Here is a 21,327-nt window from a genome sequence, read left to right on the forward strand (position 1 = left end):
GTATTCCTAAGTATTTCCTTTAACAAATCTTTAGTATTCGCTTTAGAAGAATCACAAAAAAACTGAAACTCAATTATGTAATCGATTACATAATTTACATGTTACAACTTCTTTAATTTCCTAAATATCAACCTTCTATTTCATTTCCCATTAAACACCTAAGTACCTTATTTCCAATTATAACATTTATTAACATTTGATTTTTTTACTTTTGTGTCAATCACAAAATCTAATATTCCAGAACATGAAATATCATCCAATAGACAACGCTCTATTTATTCACAACAGAAAGAATTTCACAGCTCAAATGAAACCGAATAGTTTGGCTGTTTTCAATTCTAACGATATTTACCCTATAGGTGCCGATAGTACGATGCCATTTCAACAGGATCGCAATATTTTTTATTTAAGCGGTGTCGATCAGGAATCAAGTATTTTACTTTTATTCCCGGATTGTCCTAACCCAAAACACCGTGAAATACTATTCTTAACAGAAACTAACGAACATATTGCTATTTGGGAAGGTGCCAAACTTGATAAAGAACAGGCTTTTAAAACTTCAGGAATCAAAACCGTATACTGGTTACAGGATTTCAACAAGATTTTCAAAGAAGTGATGTCACAGTGTGATACGGTTTATGTAAACACTAACGAACACTACCGCTCGAATGTGGAAACACAAACACGTGAAGATCGTTTCAACAAATGGTTAAAGGAAACTTTTCCAGCGCACAGCGTAGCGAAAAGCAATCCAATTTTACAACGTCTACGTTCGGTAAAACACCAGATTGAAATTGACTTAATTCAAAACGCCTGTAATATTACTGAAAAAGCATTCCGTCGGGTATTAGGATTTGTAAAACCAGGTGTTTGGGAATACGAGATAGAAGCTGAAATGGCTCACGAATTTTTACGCAACCGCTCAAAAGGATTTGCTTACACCCCAATTATTGCTGCAGGAAATAATGCCAATGTGTTACACTACATTGAAAACAACCAGCAATGTAAAGACGGTGATTTAATTTTATTTGACACTGCAGCCGAATATGCAAACTATGCCAGTGATTTAAGTCGAACAATTCCTGTTTCCGGTCGTTTTAACGACAGACAAAAAGCGGTTTATAATGCTGTATTACGTGTTAAAAACGAAGCTACAAAACTACTTGTGCCAGGAACTATTTGGGCCGACTACCATGTTGAAGTTGGTAAAATGATGACTTCGGAATTATTAGGTTTAGGACTTTTAGACAAAGCCGATGTACAAAACGAAAATCCAGACTGGCCAGCCTATAAAAAATACTTTATGCATGGTACGTCACACCACATGGGATTAGACACGCACGATTACGGTATTTTAACCGAACCAATGCAAGCCAATATGGTATTTACTGTTGAACCTGGTATTTACATTCCTGATGAAGGTTTCGGAATTCGTTTAGAAGACGATGTTGTAGTTCAAGAGAAAGGAGGACCATTAAACTTAATGGCTAACATCCCGATTGAAGTTGAAGAAATTGAAGATTTAATGAACAGTTAATTCATCAATCTAAATACTATAAAAAAAAAGAAAGGGTCGTTTTGCAACGACCCTTTTTAACAATACTAAAATTATAATTTACAGAGTGACTAATTCAAATAAATAATCGTTTAGCTTGCTAAGTGTTTTTATTTTATCGTTAGAATTGATTAATAGAGAAATGTTATTGTTACTTCCCCCGTATGAAATCATTCTAATTTTTACATCTTGTAAAATCTGGAACAACTTATAAGTATCGTGGTGATTCACCACAGAGTGTCCTACTAAACATACGATACTTTGTCCCTTATCGACCTCAATAGTTGCAATTTTTTCTAATTCAACTAAAATCTTGTCTAAGTTTTTATCATCATCAATGGTTAACGACACAGCAACTTCTGAAGTTGTAATCATATCGATTGACGTTTTATAAACTTCAAATATTTCGAATACTTTCTTTAAGAAACCATGAGCATTTAACATGCGCGCCGATTTAATCTTAATAGCAGTGATACCATCTTTTGCTGCAATAGCTTTAATACCAACTTCAGAATGATTGTTGTTAATTAAAGTACCATGAGCCTCAGGGTTCATTGTATTCTTTAAACGCACCGGAATATTATCTTCTCTTACCGGCGTTACCGTTTGTGGGTGTAATATTTTTGCTCCGAAATATGCTAACTCAGCCGCCTCATCAAACGATAAATTTGAAATTGGTCTGGTATTTTCAACATATCTCGGGTCGTTATTATGCATACCGTCGATATCAGTCCAGATTTGAACCTCTTCAGCTATAATAGCTGCTCCAATAATAGTCGCAGTATAATCGCTTCCGCCGCGTTGCAGGTTAGAAATTTCACCTTCAGCATCTAAACAAATAAATCCTTGAGTGATATAAATCTCAGCATCCTCTGCATTTTCTAAAACCGTTTTTAAATGCGATTTTATATAATTTAAATCCGGATCTTTTTCAGCATCAATACGCATAAAACTTAAAGCCGGCAATAAAGTAGAACTTACACCTTCTTGCTTTAAGTAAGCATTTACCATATAAGTTGATAAAATTTCACCTTGTGCTAAAATTTCATTTTCTAAAACTTGAGTAAAGGCTTTTTCAGTCGCTCCTAACAACAAAGCAAATACTTCAGAAACATAAGCCTGAACATCGGCATTTAATTCTGTATTGGTATTTAACAGGTTATTTACAACTACTTTATATGTTTCATGAAGGCTATTTACTTTATTAGCCGCTTCACTTGCATTTCCTTTTTCAATATCCTTGGCTATAGACACTAAATGATTGGTCGTACCAGACATTGCCGATAATACCACAATTTTCTTATCTCCATCATTAATAATGTTTTTCACATTACTAATACTCTCTACCGACCCTACCGAGGTCCCTCCAAATTTTAATACTTTCATATTAATGAATACTTAATGTATTTAGTGTTCTTTACTGGTAAATACTATTTCACTATGTTGAAAATTCCTATTACCAGCTTCATTTTCATTATTTTGAGTGCTAAACTATAACTCCTTTCTATAAAAAAGATATTTATTAAAAAATATGTTTACTTTTGCACATATTGTTAAATAATTAACATGAAGACTGTATCAAACTGTGTTGAAGACATTTTAATAACACAACCTTATTTAGAGGAAGCGCTTTCGCGGAACATAATAAATTTTAGCGCCTTAGCTATCGAGCTCACCGAACCTATTAGTAAAATGCTAAAGAAAGACGTGAAACCTGGCGCTATTATGATGGCTTTAAGACGTTATAATCCGCCAACAACATTATCCAATTCGGTAAAGATGAAAAAGGTAATGCAAAATTTGGGAGATATTACCGTACGCTCGAACCTAACCGATTTTACAGTTAAAAATTCTGATACTATTATTGATAATCACGCCAAGATTTTAGAGCGCATCAATCAGGAACCAAAATTATTCTACACCTTTACTCGCGGTATTCACGAAAGTAATCTGATTGTTTCTAGCAGTTTGGATGGCTTTGTTAAAGAATGTTTAGGTAACGAAACGTTTTTAGCATCGCAAACAGGGTTATCGGCCATTTGTGTTAACCTTCCGGAAGACAACTCTAAAATCGCAGGTTTATACTATCACTTCTTTAAACGTTTAGCCTGGGAAGGCATTGTTTTATATGAAGTGATTTCAACCACAAACGAGTTTACTATATTGGTAGAAGACGAATTTGTAGACAAAGCCTTTGCTGCCATTAAAAAGGTTAAAGCTTAACTCCGTTTATGAATTTAGTTTACAAAAACACTTCAATAAGCTATACCGATAACGGGACAGGTAATGCGGTAGTTCTACTTCACGGCTTTTTAGAAAACAAAACCATGTGGGAGCCTTTCCTTCCGGAATTTTCAAAAAAGCATCGTATAATTTGTATAGACCTTTTAGGTCATGGTGAAACCGGATGTCTGGGATATGTTCATTCTATGGAACTTATGGCAGAAACTGTAGAAGCGTTATTAAATCATTTAAATATTGAAAAAGCAACATTTATCGGACATTCTATGGGAGGCTATGTAGCTTTAGCATTCGCTGAGAAACATCCTAAAAGAGTAAATGGTATTTGTTTAATGAATTCTACAGCTAAAGAAGACAACCCTGAACGGAAATTAGGTAGAGACCGAGCCATTGAAGCGGTAAAACAAAACCATAGAACCTTTATAAGGATTGCCGTTAATAATTTATTCCGACCAAAAAACAGAAAAATATACGCGGAAAAGATAAAAGAGGTTGTCGACAATGCTTTGCTAACACCGCTTCAAGGGATTATTGCAGCTCTGGAAGGGATGAAAATAAGACCAAACCGGGAACATATTCTGGAAGCTCATGAATTTGATAAACTCATGATGATCAGTAAAAAAGACCCTGTTCTTGACTATAATAACCTAATCAGTCAAACCAAACACAGAGATGTAAAAGTTGTTGAATTTCCAGACGGACATATGGCTCATATTGAAAATATGAAAGAATTTTCATCTAACACATTGCATTTCATCGAAAATTTATAGCATTTTGTCGTTTGTTTGCTTTTTTTAACTAAGTTTAAATCAACAAATTAACCACAAAAATCATGAAAACAACTACAAACACCCCAGCATTTATACCGAAAATGTACTGTAGTCTTTTCGGTCATAACTACAAAGTAACTAAGCAAGTGACGTATCATGTTAAAGAATACACCTGTTCACATTGCAAAAAGCAGTTAACAACAAATAGCAACGGCAATTTAATTGAATTAACACCAAAGTTTCAGGAAATCAACGCTATTTTAGAGCGTATTCACCACTCAAGAATGGAACGTAAACAAAGAAAAGTTATCGCCTCTTCTGTATATTAACTTCCTGAATTCCAATTTGCTTTTTATTCCGACAAGATTTAGGGTTCACAACACTCTAAACACATCTCCCTACGCCTCAATTAAAACATCAGGCTTCAAAAAAAAAATAATACCTAAAAATTAATTACTCGTTAAAGTTTTTCCAACCCTGAGCTTTAATAGAAATTTTAGTTTCTGCCCTTGTTACCAGATGCATTCCAGCGCTTTCCTCGGTAATATAACCAATAATGGTTAAATTAGGATTTGCTTTAATTTTAGGATAATCGTCTTGAGAAATCGTCATTAACAATTCATAATCCTCGCCCCCGTTTAGAGCCACTGTAGTACTATCAATATTAAATTCTTCGCATGTAGAAATCACCTGAGGATCTAAAGGAATTTTAGATTCATATAAATCGCAACCTACCTTACTTTGCTTACAGATATGCATAATTTCAGAAGACAAGCCGTCGCTAATATCAATCATCGATGTTGGCTTCACATCTAAATCGTTAAGCAACTTAACAATATCCTTTCTAGCTTCAGGTTTTAACTGACGCTCGATTAAGTATGTATACTGATCTAAATCCGGTTGATTATTAGGGTTAACTTTAAACACCTCCTTTTCACGTTCTAACACTTGTAAACCCATGTACGCTGCTCCCAAATCTCCGGTAACCACTAATAAATCGTTAGGTTTTGCTCCACTGCGGTATACCTCATTTTCTACTTCACCTAAAGCCGTTACAGAAATTAAAAGGCCCTTATTTGAAGACGTTGTATCACCTCCAATCACATCAATATTATAAATTTTGGCAGCCGTTTCAATACCTGAATAAATTTCTTCTAAAGCCTCTAAAGGAAAACGATTCGAAACTGCAATAGAAACAGTAATTTGTGTAGCCGTAGCATTCATAGCATACACATCAGATAGATTCACAATCACCGACTTATAACCTAAGTGTTTTAAAGGCATATAACTTAAATCGAAGTGTACGCCTTCAACTAATAAATCGGTTGTTACAACAACTTTTTTCTTAAAATCAAGCACCGCGGCATCATCACCAATACCTTTCACTGTCGATTTATGATTAATTACAAAATTCTTAGTCAGGTGGTCTATCAATCCAAACTCTCCTAAAGTACTTAAATCTGTACGTTGCTGGTTTTTATCTTCTATCATGCTGCAAAAATAAGAAGCTTATTTAGATAATGGAATATCAAAAGCCTAATAAAAATTCAAATTATTCGCCTAATAACTAAAAATATACAACAAACACCTGATTTTTCAAACAATAAGAAAAACCTATAAAACTATATACTAATATAATGTTAGGCTCTATGGTAATCCGCGACTTATATTGTATATTTGCAGTCAATTTTGACAATATATATTTTTATATAGATAATTATGATAAAAGTTTCTGAAACAGCTAAGAAAAAAGTTATCGAGCTTATGCAGGAAGATGGCTTTGACCCGACTACCGATTATATTCGTGTTGGGGTAAAAAGTGGCGGTTGTTCTGGGCTATCTTACGATTTAAAGTTTGATAAAGAAAAAGTGGAAGACGATAAAGTTTTTGAAGACAATGGTGTTCAAATTATTGTTGACAAAAAAAGCTTTTTATACCTAATAGGAACGACTCTGGAATATTCTGGAGGATTAAACGGTACCGGATTTGTATTTAACAACCCGAATGCCAACAGAACTTGTGGTTGTGGTGAATCTTTTTCACTTTAAATCTATAATTGAAGACTGATGAGTAAATATACTGAAGACGATTTAAGAGAAGAACTTAAGACTAAAGAATACGAATACGGATTTTACACCGATATTGAATCTGAAACATTCCCTGTTGGTTTAAATGAAGACATAGTACGTGCTATTTCTGTAAAAAAAGAGGAGCCGGAATGGATGACCGAGTGGCGTTTAGAAGCCTTTCGTATCTGGCAAGGTATGACCGAACCGGAATGGGCTAACGTACACTACGAAAAACCAGATTTCCAAGCTATTTCGTATTATTCAGCACCAAATAAAAAGCCTAAATACGATAGTTTAGACGAGGTTGATCCAGAATTACTGGCAACTTTCGAAAAATTAGGTATCTCTTTAGATGAACAAAAGAAATTAGCTGGTGTAGCTATGGATGTGGTTGTCGATTCTGTATCGGTAGCAACAACCTTTAAAAAGACTTTAGCTGAACAAGGTATTATTTTCTGCTCGATTTCTGAGGCTATTAAAGAACACCCTGAATTAGTAAAAAAATATATCGGAACTGTAGTACCAAAAACAGATAACTTCTATGCGGCCTTAAACAGTGCAGTATTTAGTGATGGTAGTTTCTGTTACATTCCAAAAGGTGTTAGATGTCCTATGGAATTATCAACATACTTCCGTATCAATCAAGCCGGAACTGGTCAGTTTGAAAGAACATTGGTTATTGCTGATGAAGGCAGTTATGTAAGTTACCTTGAAGGTTGTACAGCACCAAGTCGTGATGAAAACCAATTACACGCTGCTGTTGTTGAGCTTATCGCTTTAGACGACGCTGAAATTAAATACAGTACCGTACAAAACTGGTTCCCTGGTAATGCCGAAGGTAAAGGTGGTGTTTACAACTTCGTTACCAAACGTGGTTTATGTGAAAAGAACGCTAAAATCTCTTGGACTCAAGTAGAAACCGGAAGTGCTGTAACCTGGAAATACCCTTCATGTGTATTAAAAGGTGATAATTCGGTTGGGGAGTTTTACTCAATCGCCGTAACCAATAACTTCCAGCAAGCCGATACCGGAACGAAGATGATTCACCTTGGTAAAAACACAAAATCTACTATTATTTCAAAAGGTATTTCAGCAGGTAAATCACAAAACTCATACCGTGGATTGGTACAAATTGCAAGTCGTGCCGAAAACGCTCGTAACTTCTCGCAATGTGATAGTTTACTAATGGGTAACGAGTGTGGTGCGCATACCTTTCCGTATATCGAAGCTAAAAATAAAACGGCTCAAATCGAGCACGAGGCTACAACAAGTAAAATTGGTGAAGACCAGATTTTCTATTGTAACCAACGTGGTATCGATACCGAAAAAGCGATTGCACTTATCGTAAACGGATTCAGCAAAGAGGTACTTAATAAGTTACCAATGGAATTCGCGGTTGAAGCTCAAAAATTATTAGAAATAAGCTTAGAAGGAAGCGTTGGATAAATCTCTATAGCATGAAAAAAACATTTGTTTTACTGTTAACTCTTTCTGTTTTAACAGCGTGTAAAAGCGATAAAAAAACAGAAACTACCGAAGAAACAATCACAGCCGATAGTCCAGAAAGAACTGCGAAACAAAGTGATGGGTTAACCCTTTTAAAAGGTGACTTTGTGTATTTCGATGGTGCAGCTGTAATACAAACACATGCCGATATTTATGGAGTATTTATTACCGATAAAATGAAAGAGCTTAATAAGCTTGCCGAAAAATATAAACAGGAACCTACTGATATGGTTCCGGTAGAAATAAGAGGAAAAATCACAAATAAAAAAGACGATAAAATTCTTTGGGATAATAAAGTTGAAGTGGTTGAAATATTAAACGTTTCTAAACCCAATCCAGAGAGTAACAATGTTGTAAAACTAGGACAAGAATAGTTATGTTAAAAATTGAGAATTTACACGCTCGTGTTGAGGATAAAGCGATTTTAAGAGGTATTAACCTTGAAGTTAAACCAGGTGAAGTACACGCTATTATGGGACCTAACGGTTCTGGAAAAAGTACCTTATCATCTGTAATCGCTGGAAAAGAAGAGTACGAAGTTACCGATGGTAGCATCATTTTTGATGGTGAAGATATTGACGAATTAGCGGCCGAAGAGCGCGCACACAAAGGTATCTTCTTATCATTTCAATATCCGGTAGAAATTCCTGGAGTTTCAGTAACAAACTTCATGAAAACAGCTATTAATGAAACTCGTAAAGCTCAGGGATTAGAAGAAATGCCTGCTAAAGACATGCTAAAATTAATCCGTGAGAAATCGGAGCTTTTAGAAATCGATCGCAAATTTTTATCTCGTTCTTTAAACGAAGGGTTCTCTGGTGGTGAAAAGAAACGTAACGAGATTTTCCAAATGGCTATGTTAGATCCTAAATTAGCTATTCTTGATGAAACTGACTCTGGCTTAGATATCGATGCGTTACGTATTGTTGCTAACGGAGTTAATAAATTAAAAAATGAAAATAATGCGGTTGTAGTTATTACACACTACCAACGTTTATTAGATTATATCGTACCGGATTTCGTTCACGTTTTATACAACGGACGTATTGTTAAATCTGGAGGAAAAGAATTAGCTCACGAATTAGAAGAGAAAGGTTACGACTGGATTAAAGAAGAAGTGAACGCTAAATAAACCGAGCAAATGGATTTAAAAGATAAATTAGTATCATCATTTCTAGCCTTCGAAAACCGTGTCGATGTCGATGCGTACGTTCACGATGTTAGAACCGATGCTATCAAAATATTCGAGGAACAAGGTTTTCCATCTAAAAAAGACGAAGCCTGGAAATACACCTCTTTAAACAGTATTTTAAAACAAGACTATAGCATTTTCCCTAAACAGGAAGTTGCTATAGAATATAGCGATGTAAAAAAATATTTCATTCACGATATCGACAGTTATAAAATTGTTTTTATCGATGGTAAATATTCATCACACCTATCGCAAACTACGCACGATGGTATGGATGTATGTTTAATGTCTGCGGCATTAAGCAAGCCTAAATACCGTTTGATTATCGAGAATTACTTTAACAAAGCAGCGAGCAAAGACAGTTTAACATCTTTAAACACAGCATTTTCAAGCGAAGGTGCTTTCATTCACATTCCAAAAAACAAAGTGGTAGAAAAACCAATTCAAATTGTACATTTTTCTACAGGAAGTGAAGCGGCTACTATGCTACAACCTCGTAACTTAATTGTTGTTGACGAGAATTCTCATGTACAAATCATAGAGCGTCACCAAAGCTTAACCGATAATCCTGTTTTAACCAACAGCGTTACCGAAGTATTTGCTAACAAACGTGCCATTGTTGATTACTACAAACTTCAAAACGATAATCTTAACGCTTCATTAATAGATAACACGTTTATTAACCAAAAGCGTGAAAGTATTGCTTCAGTACATACCTTCAGTTTTGGTGGTAAATTAACGCGAAACAATCTAAACTTCTTCCAGAATGGAGAACGTATCGATTCTACCCTTAAAGGAGTTACTATTATTGGCGACAAACAACATGTAGACCACAATACTTTAGTGCACCATATCGAGCCAAACTGCGAAAGTCACCAGGATTACAAAGGTATTTTCGACGATAGCTCAGTTGGGGTATTTAATGGTAAGGTTGTTGTTGAAAAAGAAGCGCAAAAAACCAACGCTTTCCAGGCTAACAACAACATTTTGGTAAGCGACAAAGCAACTATCAACACCAAACCGCAATTAGAAATTTTTGCTGATGATGTAAAGTGTTCTCACGGTTGTACTATTGGTCAGTTAGACGAAAGTGCAATGTTCTACATGCGTTCTCGTGGTATTCCAGAAAAAGAAGCCAAAGGACTTTTAATGTACGCGTTTAGTAACAACGTTTTAAGTTCGGTTAAAATTCCAGAAATAAAACAACGTATCACCAAGCTTATCGCCAACAAATTAGGCGTTAATATTGGTTTCGATCTGTAAAATTATTTTGAAGTTTTTCCCGCTATCGGTAGTCGCTTTCCCGACACCTGTCGGGAAGAGCTTCAACAAATACCTCTATCGGGGCTAAACTCACCAACTATGTTTAATGTAGAAACCATACGAAAAGACTTCCCTATTCTTTCACGCAAAGTAAACGGTAAACCTTTAGTATATTTTGATAATGCTGCAACTTCGCAAACACCTCAACAGGTTATTGATGCGATTGTAGATTATTATTCAAACTACAATGCCAACATTCACCGTGGTGTGCATACGTTAAGTCAGGAAGCCACCGATAAATACGAGCAGGCCCGACAAAAGATTCAGGCGCATTTTAATGCTAAACATGCGCACGAAATCATTTTCACATCAGGTACTACACATGGTATCAATTTAGTTGCTAACGGATTTTCATCACTATTAACAAAAGACGATGAAATTATCGTTTCAGCTTTAGAGCACCACAGTAATATTGTGCCGTGGCAAATGCTTTGTGAACGTACAGGAGCAACCTTAAAAGTCATCCCAATGAATCAGGATGGTGAATTGGTGATTCCTGAATTCGACAATCTGCTTTCAAATAAAACCAAACTGGTTTTCGTCAATCATATTTCTAATGCTTTAGGAACAATAAATCCTATTGAATATATCATAAAACAAGCTCACTTAGTTGGCGCTGCTGTTTTAATTGACGGTGCACAATCAACACCACATATCAAACCCGACGTACAGGCACTTGATGTTGATTTTTACGTTGCTTCTGCACATAAAATGTGTGGCCCAACAGGTCAGGGTATGCTTTATGGTAAAGAAGCATGGTTAAAAAAATTACCACCGTATCAAGGTGGAGGCGAAATGATTGCCGAAGTGACCTTCGAAAAAACCACTTACGCCGATTTACCTCATAAATTCGAGGCTGGAACCCCAAATATTTGTGGTGGTATCGCTTTTGGAGCTGCCGTTGATTATATGAATGCTATTGGATTCGATACAATAGCTGCCTACGAACACGAACTTTTAGAATACGCGACCGAACAATTGTCAACCATAGAAGACTTAACCATCTACGGTACTTCAAAACACAAAACATCTGTAATTTCGTTTAATCTGGATGGTATTCATCCATACGATGTAGGATCCATTTTAGACAAATTAGGCATTGCAGTTCGTACAGGTCACCACTGTGCACAACCTATCATGAATTTTTACAGTATTCCGGGTACGGTTAGAGCTTCTTTTGCCTTTTATAACACCAAAGCAGAAATCGATGCTTTAGTTACTGCTGTTAAAAAAGCTAAAATGATGCTTTCTTAAATTCTGAATCATTTTCTTTTTTATTTATTCAACTGATTTTTAAATCAGTAACAATTAGCACCACACTAATTTTCTTTCATACTTGTTATATAATTAACAAAAACATGTATTTTGTCGAATTATTAACAATAATTTTCTCTATAGAGTGATTAAACTCTAAAAATGTCCTATCTTCAAAGCCGACTAATTCAAATTAAATTTAAAAAATGAAAAAATTAATTTTAAGCATGGCTGCTTTAGGATTACTATTTGTAGCCTGTGAGAGCGAAAAAAACGAACTCACTCAGGAACAAGAAATTGACATGAGTGATTTTTATGTTTACACCGAGTCTGATGATGCCATGGCAAAATCAGCCACTTCAAAAAACACGCTCACCCCTTGCTACACCATGAACGTCCTTAACCGTCAGCTTCAGGAAAATCCGGGTTTAGAGCAAAAAATGTACGCTATTGAGTATCATACCCGTAAATTTCTAACAGCTAAAGGAAAACCTACCAATCCTGGTGGTGGCGGTGGAGATACCGGAAGCACAGATGTTGATGTTACTATTGCTGAAGATGGCTTAGGTTCAATCAATATTCCTGTATATGTACATATTGTTTTGCCAGATGCTAACGCAGTTTCTAATCAGCAGATAAGTGCACAAATCGCAGTATTGAATGATGATTTTAACACAAAAAACACAAACCAACTACCAAGTGGAGCTACGGACTTCATTAACGATGTTACCACAACTGACATTCATTTCACCTTGGCGGGCACCTACAGATATGACGACCCAAAAAGTTCTTGGGGAACCAATGATGCAGTCAAAGCTGCATATCCCCCAACAACTCCAGAAACACATTTAAACATCTGGGTTTGTAATATTGGCGAAGGTATTTTAGGATATGCCCAATTCCCTGGAGGGAATTTAGCAACCGACGGTATTGTTTTATTACATGAAAGTTTACCTGGTGGAAAGGCTGCTCCATATAACGAAGGTAGAACTGCAACTCACGAAGTTGGTCACTACTTAAACCTCAGACATATCTGGGGTGACGGCAGATGTCGTCAAGATGATTTTGTGGAAGATACACCAAGCGCCGGAGGTGCCAACTATGGTTGCCCTACCTACCCTTCAGTTAGTTGTCAAACTCCTGATATGACCATGAATTATATGGATTATACCGACGATGCCTGTATGTATATGTTTACCGATGGTCAAACCAACAGAATGCGTGCTATATTTACCGATGGAGGCTCAAGAGCATCTATGCTTGGAAACTAAATAAAACCCTCATAAAATTATAAAAGACGCCAACTTTGGCGTCTTTTTTGTATTATTAAATACCAAAATCATGTTATGAAACTATTTCTCGTCATTTTATCTGTTATCATAAATCTTAATGGTTGTAAGGATTCAAACATTATTCAGGAGGCCATTTCTATAGAGTATTCAGCAATATCAAGAGGTACATATAAGAACATCATTATCAATAAAAAAGAAATATCATTTCAAAAAAACAGAGCCTCCAAAGCTTTAGTAACCCCCTGTTCTGAAGAAAACTGGACTTCCATTTACAACACCTTAAAAACTGTCGATATTCCCAATATTCCAAATTTAAAAGCCCCTTCAGATAAACGTATGTACGATGCTGCTGCTATCGCAAAACTTAAAATCACTTATCAGGATTCGATTTATGAAAGTCAGCCGTTCGATCATGGTAATCCGCCACAGGAAATCGTCCAACTTGTTAAAGAAATACTATCTATTACAGAAAACATTGAATAGCTAATTTTCTTATTGTATTTTTACATAAAATTTGAGATTGTGACTATAGAAGAAATTCAGAATGAAATTATTGACGAGTTCTCAATGTTTGAAGATTGGGAAGAACGTTATCAATATATGATTGATTTAGGGAAAGACCTACCCCTAATTGACGAGCAATATAAAACCGACAGCAATATTATTAAAGGTTGCCAGAGTAAAGTTTGGGTACATGCCGAAATGCAGGATGACAAAGTAGAATTTACTGCCGATAGTGATGCCATCATCACCAAAGGTATTATTGCTATTTTAATTCGTGTGTTTTCAAACCAGCACCCTAAAGACATTATCGATGCCGATATGAGTTTTATAGACAAAATTGGTTTAAAAGAACACTTATCACCTACCCGAGCCAACGGTTTGGTTAGCATGATAAAACAACTTAAAATGTATGCCATCGCATACCAGACACAAATAAAATAATAATATTCGTTAAGTCGCTTATCGGAATCCGACTAAGCCTTTAAACATTCAAAATATGAGCGAAGCAATTGACACTGCCGATTTAGGCGAAAAAATAGTTAACGTTTTAAAAACCATTTATGACCCGGAAATTCCTGTCGACATCTATGAATTAGGGTTAATCTATGATGTTTTTGTAAATGAAGATTACGATGTTAAAATCTTAATGACTTTAACCACACCTAACTGTCCTGTAGCAGAAACGTTACCTCTTGAGGTTGAAGAAAAAATAAAATCATTAAACGATGTAAATAGTGCCGAGGTAGAAATCACTTTCGATCCGCCATGGACACAGGATTTAATGAGTGAAGAAGCCAAATTAGAATTGGGCATGCTTTAATAACAAATTTTAGATGGCTAAACGCACACCTAAATCATTAAAAGACGGCGGTAAAAAAACAAATTTAAAGTCGTCTTTTAATGCACTTACATACATTCCGAGGTTCTTTAAAGAAATCTGGAATGTCAATAAAAAACTATTCCTGCTCTCGGCATTTTGTCGACTTATTGGCGCACTGCTTCCTGTTATTGTTTTATGGGTTGGTAAATTAATTATCGACGAAATTATACATCAAATTGCTCTTGATGTTAACGACTATACCCAACTTTGGACTTACGTTGCTATTGAATTTGCCTTGGTTATTTTATCCGATTTAATAAGTAGAGCCATTTCGCTAACCGATGGACTATTGGGTGATGAATACAATATTGCTACATCGGTAACCATTATTAAAAAAACGAATCAAATTAATATTAGTTTATTGGAAGATTCTGAATTTTACGATAAGCTGGAACGCGCCAGAACACAAACCACAGGCCGTGTTGGTTTAATGAGTAATGTGCTTGGTCAGGCACAAAGTGCTGTATCAATAGCGACTTTAATCGCCGGATTGGTGTATTTCGAACCATATTTAATTTTACTGTTGATCCTGAGTATTATTCCGTCGTTTATTAACGAAGTGCGTTTTAGCCAACAGGAATACTCTCTGGCCAGAAGCTGGACTGCCGAACGCCGCCAGTTAGACTATTTACGTTTTATTGGCGCCAACGACAAAACCGCTAAAGAAATTAAACTCTTTGGTTTAACCGATTTTATTGTTGATCGTTTTAAAAACCTTTCGGAAGAATATTACGAACTTAACCGAACCTTAGCCGTTAAACGCTCGGCTTTAGGATTTTTATTCAACGTTTTGGGTTCTTTAAGTTATTATGGCGCTTATGTGTTTATTATTTACCGTGTTCTTTCAGGTGCCATTTCTATTGGTGAACTTACCTTCCTATCAGGGTCATTCAACCGTTTAATGAAAAACCTTCAGGAGTTCTTTTCACGTTTCACACGAATTTCTGAAAGTGCTTTATACCTAAAAGATTATTTCGATTTTATTGACATTTCAGTAGCCTCGAAAACCGAAGAAGACATGCCACTACCAAAAACCATTAAACAAGGTTTCGAATTTAAAAATGTGCATTTCTCATATCCCGGTTCAGACCATGAAATTTTAAAGGATATTAATTTCACCCTTAAAGCTGGAGAAAAATTGGCCTTTGTAGGGCAAAATGGCGCCGGTAAAACCACGTTAACCAAATTGTTATTGCGCTTTTACGAACCAACTTCGGGAGACATTTTGTTAGACGGCATTAACATTAACCGATTTAACAAAGCAGAATACCAAGCCTTTTTTGGGGTGATTTTTCAGGATTTCTTTAGATATGAATTTACTATTAAAGAAAATATTGCGATTGGGGATATCGATGAACTGGATAACCAGACAAAAATTGAAAACGCTGCCGAATTAAGTTTAGCCGATTCGGTGGTGAATGAATTAAAACATGGTTACAATCAGCAATTAGGGAAACGTTTCGCCAACGGACAAGACCTTTCTGGCGGGCAATGGCAAAAGGTTGCTTTGGCCCGTGCCTATATGAAAAATGCCGAAGTGATGATTTTAGATGAACCAACTTCTGCCTTAGATGCCAAAGCGGAAAGCGATGTGTTTACCCGTTTTATTGGCCTTACCGAAGGCAAAACCAGCATCATTATTTCACACCGTTTTAGTACTGTAAGACAAGCCGATCGCATTCTGGTTTTAGAAGACGGCAAAGTTCTGGAACTCGGCACCCACGAAGAACTTATGCGAAACGACAATTTATATGCTCATTTATTTTCGCTTCAGGCTGAAGGGTATCAATAAAAAAACAGTGTCAGGTCGAGCGCAGTCGAGACCTACAAATTATTACAATAACTCTTTTTAATTTATTTAAATTTGCATTATGGCAGATGAGATTATAAATCGCGTAGCGAACAGCAAACTGGTAACCATTGACCTTGAAGACTACTATCCAAAAGGGCCACGTATCGTTTTCGATATAAAAGACTGGCTTTTTGAAGGCTTTGTACTTCGTGAAAAAGATTTTAGAGATCAGGTTGCTGCACATAACTGGTCGCAATACGAAAACTGTTATGTGGCTTTAACCTGCAGTAGCGACGCTATTATTCCGGGTTGGGCTTTTATGCTTATCAGTTTACATTTAGAGCCTTTCGCTAAACATATTGTTATTGGTTCGTTAGAAGATTTAGAAACCAGTGTTTACCAAAACATCATCAATAATTTAGAGGTAAGTGAATACGCTGATAAGCCGATTATCATTAAAGGCTGTTCTAAAAAACCAGTACCACAAAATGCCTATATCATGCTGGCTTCAAAATTAAAACCTATTGCAAAGTCTATTATGTATGGTGAGGCCTGTTCTTCGGTTCCACTTTATAAAAACAAATAATTTTAAGTGACCATCGTAAAAAACTGGTGTCTTAAGTCGTAATGATTTACGGTATCTGTTGTAAGTCTTTTAATTTAAAATTATATTTATACTCCATTCATAAACAAACCAATATGAAAAAAACACTTTTACTCTTGGCATTATTTATTGGTATGATATCAGTTAATGCGCAAACAAAAGAAGAACTTGAAGCTCAAAAGAAAGAAAAAAAAGCTGAAGCCGACGCCCTAGCTGCCGAAGTTAAAGCCATACAAGCAAAAATAGATGCCCTACCGGGCTGGAGAAAAGGTGCCTTTGGTACTATTGGGGGAAGTCTCTCGAACTTTAGCAACTGGTATTCACAAGGCACACCAAACAATCAGTCGGGAAATATAGGCTTTACTTTAAATGCCTACGCTAATTTAATTCAGGAGAAATTCTTCTGGAGAAATGCCCTGACCACGAACTTAAACTGGGTAAAATTAGACGATAAAGACGACCCGAATGACGATAGTAGTTTCGACCCAACGACAGATGTGTTTAACATATCGTCGCTTTACGGTAGAAACATTACCAAATCGTTGGCGGCTTCCGGATTAATGGAATACCGCACCACCTTATTAGACAACTTCAACAATCCGGGATATTTAGATTTGGGTATTGGTGCCACCTGGACACCAATTAACAATTTAGTTGTGGTTATTCACCCGTTAAACTACAACTTTGTGTTTAGTAAAGGAGAAACCATTTACGAATCGTCTCTGGGAGCGAAAATTGTTGCCGATTACACCAGAACTTTTGGTGCTGTAAACTTTAAAACCAACTTATCAATGTTCCAGAGTTATAAGAGTAACGACTACTCAAACTGGACCTGGACCAACTCGTTTAGCTACACGCTATGGAAAATGATTGGAGTTGGTTTCGATTTTGGATTACGTAACAACAGACAGGAAGCGCTTGATTACGCTTTAGCACAAGACCCTGCAACCGCTACAGGGTTTAACGATTTAGATAACAAATTACAAAGTTATTACACCTTTGGGTTAAGTTATAAGTTCTAAACCAAGAACATATAATATTTAAAAAAAGCGACTGTTTTATTTGTTAAAGCAGTCGCTTTTGTTTTACAAGTATTTGTGTATTTTTAAAAAATATTCAGACATATTTGCGTAAAATCTGATAGACTTAATGAAACTATTTCCTAGTAAAATTTTTAAAACAGAATTGAGAAACGATTATTTAATCTCAATGCAAAATCTAAAATCTAATACAGACATTACAGATACATTGGTTTCAAACCATACTAATAAAGCGTTTCGTGGACTTGTGGATGAAGTTGGATTTAAAATTATTTCTTCAGAAATAGGACGTGGCGCGGTTTGCGTGTTAATTGGGAATTTTAACGGAAAAACTGGCGAAATCGAAGTAAGAATCCATAATGCCTTTAAAGTCATGTTTTCTATTATTTTATCATACCCCTTTATTGGATTTGGAATAATTTCATATACCCAAGGAATGGAAAAAGGAATTAACTTCCTTCCAATCCTATTATTCGGTTTTCTTTTCATAAGATTTATTTTTATAGGGTTTGGTTTTCGATTAATTTCAAAAACGAGCATAAATAAACTGACCGAAATTTTGGAAATAATAGAATTAAATGAAAAATAAAAATTCAGTATGGGTAAAACAATAGAATTTCTTAATACGCTTGACGATGTTGAGTTAGCCTTCTTTGTTAAATATAAAATTGGCACTTACACTAAACCAACTCAAGAGATAATTAAAGAATATATCTACACCAAAAATCTTACAGAAGATAAAATAGAACAACTAATTAATAAAAAGCACCTTAAAGCAAACTATAATAAAGACCTAAAAATGTGTCCTCGATGTTGTTCTACTAAAATTCGTACTGATAAAGTTGAATGGACAAATACATCCAATGCTCCTGGCTTTGCAAATGAAGTAGCCGTTCTTTCAGGTATGGCAGGAGATGTAACCTATAAAAACAATGTTATTTGTGACGTATGTGGCTATTGGCTTGAAGACCCCAATAACGAGCGTCCTGTTAGATTTCAAAGTAAAATCATGAATTACCTTTGGGATCTTTTTAACATGTAACCTTATTTACTTCCTCTTAAACTTACGTTCCTTTTTCTTGTTAGCAAATAGTCGCTTTATAAAGCCATCTCGTTTTTCGGGTTCACAATCCAGGTCTTGTAAAACTTCATCTGAAGGTGTTTCAAACTTCGATTTAGTGATTCCATTAAATTTGGAGTCAGCATTTAGTTTTTGATAAAACCTGGCAAAAATCGGCAATGCCGAATTGGCACCCTGACCAATCCCTGTAGTTCGAAACCCAATGCTATGATTATCGTTCCCCACCCAGGTTACTGTAACCAATTTAGGCGTAATGCCAACAAACCAACCATCTTTATTATTTTGCGTGGTTCCCGTTTTACCGGCAATGTCGTTTGTTAGATTATAACTTGAACGCAAACGAGTGGCGGTTCCGGTATTAACCGTCGATTGCATAATTTGTAACATCACCTCGCGCGTGTAATCGCTGTAGGCTTGTTCTTCGGCTATTTCTGGTTTAAACTCTGCAATAACATGTCCGTTTTTATCGGTTATTTTTGTAATCGCAAACGGTTTTACTGGTTTACTATCGTTTACATAGCTGGCGTAAGCTCCGGTTAATTCGTTCAGATTAATTTCAGCAACCCCTAAAGCCAAAGAAGGTTCTTCTGGTAATTCCTTTTGAATACCCATTTTAGCAGCCTGCTCAATTACCTTTTCAATACCCACTTTATTCAGCACTTTAACGGCAATGGTATTAACCGACTGACTTAACGCTGTTTCCAGATTATAGTTTAAATAGTCGTCATCTTCATCAATTCCGGCATTGGTTGGTGTCCAATCGTCAAAATCGGTGTACGTCACAGCCGATAATGAAAAATAAGTGCACGGTTTCATGCCGTCTTCAATAGCCGCCGTATATACAAATGGCTTAAAGGTTGACCCTACCTGACGCTCACTTTGCGATACGTGATCGTATTTAAAAAATCGGTAATCAATACCACCAATGTAGGTTCTAATGGCTCCAGTTTGTGGCTCAATAGATAGCATACCTGTATTTAAAAATTTCAGGTAATGTTTTAAACTATCAATAGTTGAAACATTTTTTATGGTGTCACCTCTCCATTCGAACAATTCGGTTTTTCGTTTTACCGATAAAGAATCCTGAATCTGCTTATCGGTTAAGCCCTTACCTTTGTACGTTTTATAAGCTGGTAAGGTTTTTATAGCTGCATTAACGACTTTCTTTGTGTTCCAGGGTGCATATTTCCCATACGATAGTTCATGAGCTTTCTGTAAACTGGTTAAGTGTTCTGTCATGGACGTTTCTGCCAAAGCCTGCATCGTGGAATCTAAAGTGGTATGAACCACCAGTCCGTCGCGATACAAGTCGTAAGATTCACCATCCGGTTTCTTCAATGTATCTAATATTGCTTTGAGTTCCTTTTTTACAGTTTCTCTGAAATAAGGAGCAAGACCTACATCGTGATTAAAGGATTTGTAATTCAAAACCAGTTCCTGAGTAGTTAACGAATCGGCTTCGGCTTCTGTTAAATAATCATACTTATACATTTGCTGAAACACCACATCTCTGCGCGATTTCGTGCGGTCTCGATGTAATCTTGGATTATAATAACTGGTGGCTTTTAAAGTTCCTATTAACGCAGCTGCTTCAGAATAATTTAAATCAATGGCTGGCTTATTGAAAAACTTTCGTGAAGCACTTTCAATTCCGTAGGTATTATCAGGAAAGGGTACCGTATTTAAATACATGGTGAGGATATCGTTTTTAGAATAAATATCCTCGATACGTTTAGCAATAATAGACTCCTTAAACTTATTAATGAGCATACTAAATACAACGTAATTTTTCCTTCCGAATAAATTTTTAGCCAATTGAAGGGTTATGGTACTCCCCCCGCCTGCAGATTTATCCCGAAGAATAATATTCTTAACGAATACACGCAGTAAACTCACATTATCGACACCGTCATGCTCATAAAATCGAACATCTTCAGTAGCTACTAAGGCATCAATTATATTTTTTGGAATATCTTCAAATTCCAATGGTTGCCTATCGTAAATGTAATACTTGCCGATAAGCTTACCATCTTTATCAAGTAGCTGCGTTGCTTCAGCTTGTTTAATAGAACTTAAATCTTCCTTTGTTGGCAACTTTCCAAAAACACCTAAAAATACACTCGCATAAATAAGTGCAAAAAAGCCAACAACCGAAACACCTACTATTACCGCCCATCTAATCCACTTTCGCTTTAATAGTAATTTCATTAATCTAACCTTTTT

General features: G+C 35.9%; 22 protein-coding genes. 19 read left to right on the top strand and 3 right to left on the bottom strand.

The annotated features are described in order from the left end of the window. The first annotated feature begins 244 nt into the window (after positions 1-244). Positions 245-1,537: an aminopeptidase P family protein gene (locus R1X58_RS04720; RefSeq protein ID WP_240572203.1), complete on the top strand. Its 1,293-nt coding sequence runs from the start codon at positions 245-247 to the stop codon at positions 1,535-1,537. A gap of 78 nt (positions 1,538-1,615) precedes the next feature. Here the strand turns inward: R1X58_RS04720 and R1X58_RS04725 are convergent, their stop codons facing one another. Next, positions 1,616-2,941, bottom strand: a complete 1,326-nt coding sequence (locus R1X58_RS04725; RefSeq protein ID WP_240572204.1) for an aspartate kinase — start codon at positions 2,939-2,941, stop codon at positions 1,616-1,618. Between the two features lie 180 nt (positions 2,942-3,121). Here R1X58_RS04725 and R1X58_RS04730 point away from each other — a divergent pair, with 180 nt between their 5' ends. The 3 genes from R1X58_RS04730 (at position 3,122) to R1X58_RS04740 (ending at position 4,895) form a co-directional block, all read left to right on the top strand. Further along, positions 3,122-3,778 (top strand): hypothetical protein, encoded by a 657-nt coding sequence (locus tag R1X58_RS04730; protein ID WP_240572205.1) that lies wholly within the window; start codon positions 3,122-3,124, stop codon positions 3,776-3,778. Between the two features lie 8 nt (positions 3,779-3,786). Then, positions 3,787-4,566 carry an alpha/beta fold hydrolase gene (locus tag R1X58_RS04735; RefSeq protein ID WP_240572206.1) on the top strand — a complete coding sequence of 260 codons (780 nt, stop codon included), beginning with the start codon at positions 3,787-3,789 and terminating at the stop codon, positions 4,564-4,566. Positions 4,567-4,628: 62 nt separating this feature from the next. Continuing rightward, positions 4,629-4,895, top strand: coding sequence for a hypothetical protein (locus R1X58_RS04740; RefSeq protein ID WP_240572207.1), 267 nt, complete (start codon positions 4,629-4,631; stop codon positions 4,893-4,895). Between the two features lie 124 nt (positions 4,896-5,019). On the opposite strand, the gene thiL is transcribed toward R1X58_RS04740, so the two are convergent. Then, entirely contained in the window at positions 5,020-6,057 is a 1,038-nt protein-coding gene (gene thiL, locus R1X58_RS04745) for a thiamine-phosphate kinase (RefSeq protein WP_240572208.1), read from the bottom strand. 228 nt (positions 6,058-6,285) lie between these two features. On the opposite strand from thiL, the gene R1X58_RS04750 reads away from it, so the two are divergent. The 15 genes from R1X58_RS04750 to R1X58_RS04820 all read left to right on the top strand — a co-directional run bounded on the left by R1X58_RS04750 (position 6,286) and on the right by R1X58_RS04820 (position 19,065). Further along, complete coding sequence (locus tag R1X58_RS04750) at positions 6,286-6,615, top strand: HesB/IscA family protein (protein WP_240572209.1); 330 nt, start codon at positions 6,286-6,288, stop codon at positions 6,613-6,615. Between the two features lie 18 nt (positions 6,616-6,633). Further along, positions 6,634-8,082 (top strand): Fe-S cluster assembly protein SufB, encoded by a 1,449-nt coding sequence (gene sufB, locus R1X58_RS04755; RefSeq protein WP_240572210.1) that lies wholly within the window; start codon positions 6,634-6,636, stop codon positions 8,080-8,082. A gap of 11 nt (positions 8,083-8,093) precedes the next feature. Further along, entirely contained in the window at positions 8,094-8,516 is a 423-nt protein-coding gene (locus tag R1X58_RS04760) for a hypothetical protein (protein WP_240572211.1), read from the top strand. A gap of 2 nt (positions 8,517-8,518) precedes the next feature. Then, positions 8,519-9,274 carry a Fe-S cluster assembly ATPase SufC gene (gene sufC, locus R1X58_RS04765; protein WP_240572212.1) on the top strand — a complete coding sequence of 252 codons (756 nt, stop codon included), beginning with the start codon at positions 8,519-8,521 and terminating at the stop codon, positions 9,272-9,274. 9 nt (positions 9,275-9,283) lie between these two features. Continuing rightward, complete coding sequence (sufD, locus tag R1X58_RS04770; RefSeq protein WP_240572213.1) at positions 9,284-10,597, top strand: Fe-S cluster assembly protein SufD; 1,314 nt, start codon at positions 9,284-9,286, stop codon at positions 10,595-10,597. 99 nt (positions 10,598-10,696) lie between these two features. Further along, positions 10,697-11,911, top strand: a complete 1,215-nt coding sequence (locus R1X58_RS04775; RefSeq protein WP_240572214.1) for an aminotransferase class V-fold PLP-dependent enzyme — start codon at positions 10,697-10,699, stop codon at positions 11,909-11,911. A 206-nt stretch (positions 11,912-12,117) separates the two neighbouring features. Beyond that, positions 12,118-13,182: a zinc metalloprotease gene (locus R1X58_RS04780; RefSeq protein ID WP_240572215.1), complete on the top strand. Its 1,065-nt coding sequence runs from the start codon at positions 12,118-12,120 to the stop codon at positions 13,180-13,182. Between the two features lie 75 nt (positions 13,183-13,257). Beyond that, complete coding sequence (locus R1X58_RS04785) at positions 13,258-13,686, top strand: hypothetical protein (RefSeq protein ID WP_240572216.1); 429 nt, start codon at positions 13,258-13,260, stop codon at positions 13,684-13,686. 39 nt (positions 13,687-13,725) lie between these two features. Further along, positions 13,726-14,148, top strand: coding sequence for a SufE family protein (locus R1X58_RS04790; RefSeq protein WP_240572217.1), 423 nt, complete (start codon positions 13,726-13,728; stop codon positions 14,146-14,148). 55 nt (positions 14,149-14,203) lie between these two features. Beyond that, on the top strand, positions 14,204-14,527 hold the full coding sequence (locus tag R1X58_RS04795; protein ID WP_188214502.1) for a DUF59 domain-containing protein: 324 nt from the start codon (positions 14,204-14,206) through the stop codon (positions 14,525-14,527). Positions 14,528-14,540: 13 nt separating this feature from the next. Then, positions 14,541-16,379 carry an ABC transporter ATP-binding protein gene (locus tag R1X58_RS04800; protein ID WP_240572218.1) on the top strand — a complete coding sequence of 613 codons (1,839 nt, stop codon included), beginning with the start codon at positions 14,541-14,543 and terminating at the stop codon, positions 16,377-16,379. A gap of 79 nt (positions 16,380-16,458) precedes the next feature. Then, on the top strand, positions 16,459-16,965 hold the full coding sequence (locus R1X58_RS04805) for a DUF2480 family protein (RefSeq protein ID WP_240572219.1): 507 nt from the start codon (positions 16,459-16,461) through the stop codon (positions 16,963-16,965). A gap of 113 nt (positions 16,966-17,078) precedes the next feature. After that, entirely contained in the window at positions 17,079-18,005 is a 927-nt protein-coding gene (locus R1X58_RS04810; RefSeq protein ID WP_240572220.1) for a DUF3078 domain-containing protein, read from the top strand. A 127-nt stretch (positions 18,006-18,132) separates the two neighbouring features. Then, on the top strand, positions 18,133-18,612 hold the full coding sequence (locus R1X58_RS04815) for a hypothetical protein (protein WP_240572221.1): 480 nt from the start codon (positions 18,133-18,135) through the stop codon (positions 18,610-18,612). A 9-nt stretch (positions 18,613-18,621) separates the two neighbouring features. After that, complete coding sequence (locus tag R1X58_RS04820; RefSeq protein ID WP_240572222.1) at positions 18,622-19,065, top strand: hypothetical protein; 444 nt, start codon at positions 18,622-18,624, stop codon at positions 19,063-19,065. A 6-nt stretch (positions 19,066-19,071) separates the two neighbouring features. Here R1X58_RS04820 and R1X58_RS04825 read toward each other — a convergent pair whose 3' ends face one another. Further along, the gene (locus R1X58_RS04825; RefSeq protein ID WP_240572223.1) at positions 19,072-21,312 is read right to left on the bottom strand and encodes a transglycosylase domain-containing protein; all 2,241 of its coding nucleotides are present in this window, start codon (positions 21,310-21,312) and stop codon (positions 19,072-19,074) included. Positions 21,313-21,327: the final 15 nt, after the last annotated feature.

The organism is Aestuariibaculum lutulentum (assembly GCF_032926325.1).
GTDB lineage: Bacteria > Bacteroidota > Bacteroidia > Flavobacteriales > Flavobacteriaceae > Aestuariibaculum > Aestuariibaculum lutulentum.

Coding starts and splice junctions, on each gene's coding strand:
- R1X58_RS04720 (WP_240572203.1), top strand. CDS start 245: ATGAAATATCATCCAATAGACAACGCTCTATTTATTCACAACAGAAAG.
- R1X58_RS04725 (WP_240572204.1), bottom strand. CDS start 2,941: ATGAAAGTATTAAAATTTGGAGGGACCTCGGTAGGGTCGGTAGAGAGT.
- R1X58_RS04730 (WP_240572205.1), top strand. CDS start 3,122: ATGAAGACTGTATCAAACTGTGTTGAAGACATTTTAATAACACAACCT.
- R1X58_RS04735 (WP_240572206.1), top strand. CDS start 3,787: ATGAATTTAGTTTACAAAAACACTTCAATAAGCTATACCGATAACGGG.
- R1X58_RS04740 (WP_240572207.1), top strand. CDS start 4,629: ATGAAAACAACTACAAACACCCCAGCATTTATACCGAAAATGTACTGT.
- thiL (WP_240572208.1), bottom strand. CDS start 6,057: ATGATAGAAGATAAAAACCAGCAACGTACAGATTTAAGTACTTTAGGA.
- R1X58_RS04750 (WP_240572209.1), top strand. CDS start 6,286: ATGATAAAAGTTTCTGAAACAGCTAAGAAAAAAGTTATCGAGCTTATG.
- sufB (WP_240572210.1), top strand. CDS start 6,634: ATGAGTAAATATACTGAAGACGATTTAAGAGAAGAACTTAAGACTAAA.
- R1X58_RS04760 (WP_240572211.1), top strand. CDS start 8,094: ATGAAAAAAACATTTGTTTTACTGTTAACTCTTTCTGTTTTAACAGCG.
- sufC (WP_240572212.1), top strand. CDS start 8,519: ATGTTAAAAATTGAGAATTTACACGCTCGTGTTGAGGATAAAGCGATT.
- sufD (WP_240572213.1), top strand. CDS start 9,284: ATGGATTTAAAAGATAAATTAGTATCATCATTTCTAGCCTTCGAAAAC.
- R1X58_RS04775 (WP_240572214.1), top strand. CDS start 10,697: ATGTTTAATGTAGAAACCATACGAAAAGACTTCCCTATTCTTTCACGC.
- R1X58_RS04780 (WP_240572215.1), top strand. CDS start 12,118: ATGAAAAAATTAATTTTAAGCATGGCTGCTTTAGGATTACTATTTGTA.
- R1X58_RS04785 (WP_240572216.1), top strand. CDS start 13,258: ATGAAACTATTTCTCGTCATTTTATCTGTTATCATAAATCTTAATGGT.
- R1X58_RS04795 (WP_188214502.1), top strand. CDS start 14,204: ATGAGCGAAGCAATTGACACTGCCGATTTAGGCGAAAAAATAGTTAAC.
- R1X58_RS04800 (WP_240572218.1), top strand. CDS start 14,541: ATGGCTAAACGCACACCTAAATCATTAAAAGACGGCGGTAAAAAAACA.
- R1X58_RS04805 (WP_240572219.1), top strand. CDS start 16,459: ATGGCAGATGAGATTATAAATCGCGTAGCGAACAGCAAACTGGTAACC.
- R1X58_RS04810 (WP_240572220.1), top strand. CDS start 17,079: ATGAAAAAAACACTTTTACTCTTGGCATTATTTATTGGTATGATATCA.
- R1X58_RS04815 (WP_240572221.1), top strand. CDS start 18,133: ATGAAACTATTTCCTAGTAAAATTTTTAAAACAGAATTGAGAAACGAT.
- R1X58_RS04820 (WP_240572222.1), top strand. CDS start 18,622: ATGGGTAAAACAATAGAATTTCTTAATACGCTTGACGATGTTGAGTTA.
- R1X58_RS04825 (WP_240572223.1), bottom strand. CDS start 21,312: ATGAAATTACTATTAAAGCGAAAGTGGATTAGATGGGCGGTAATAGTA.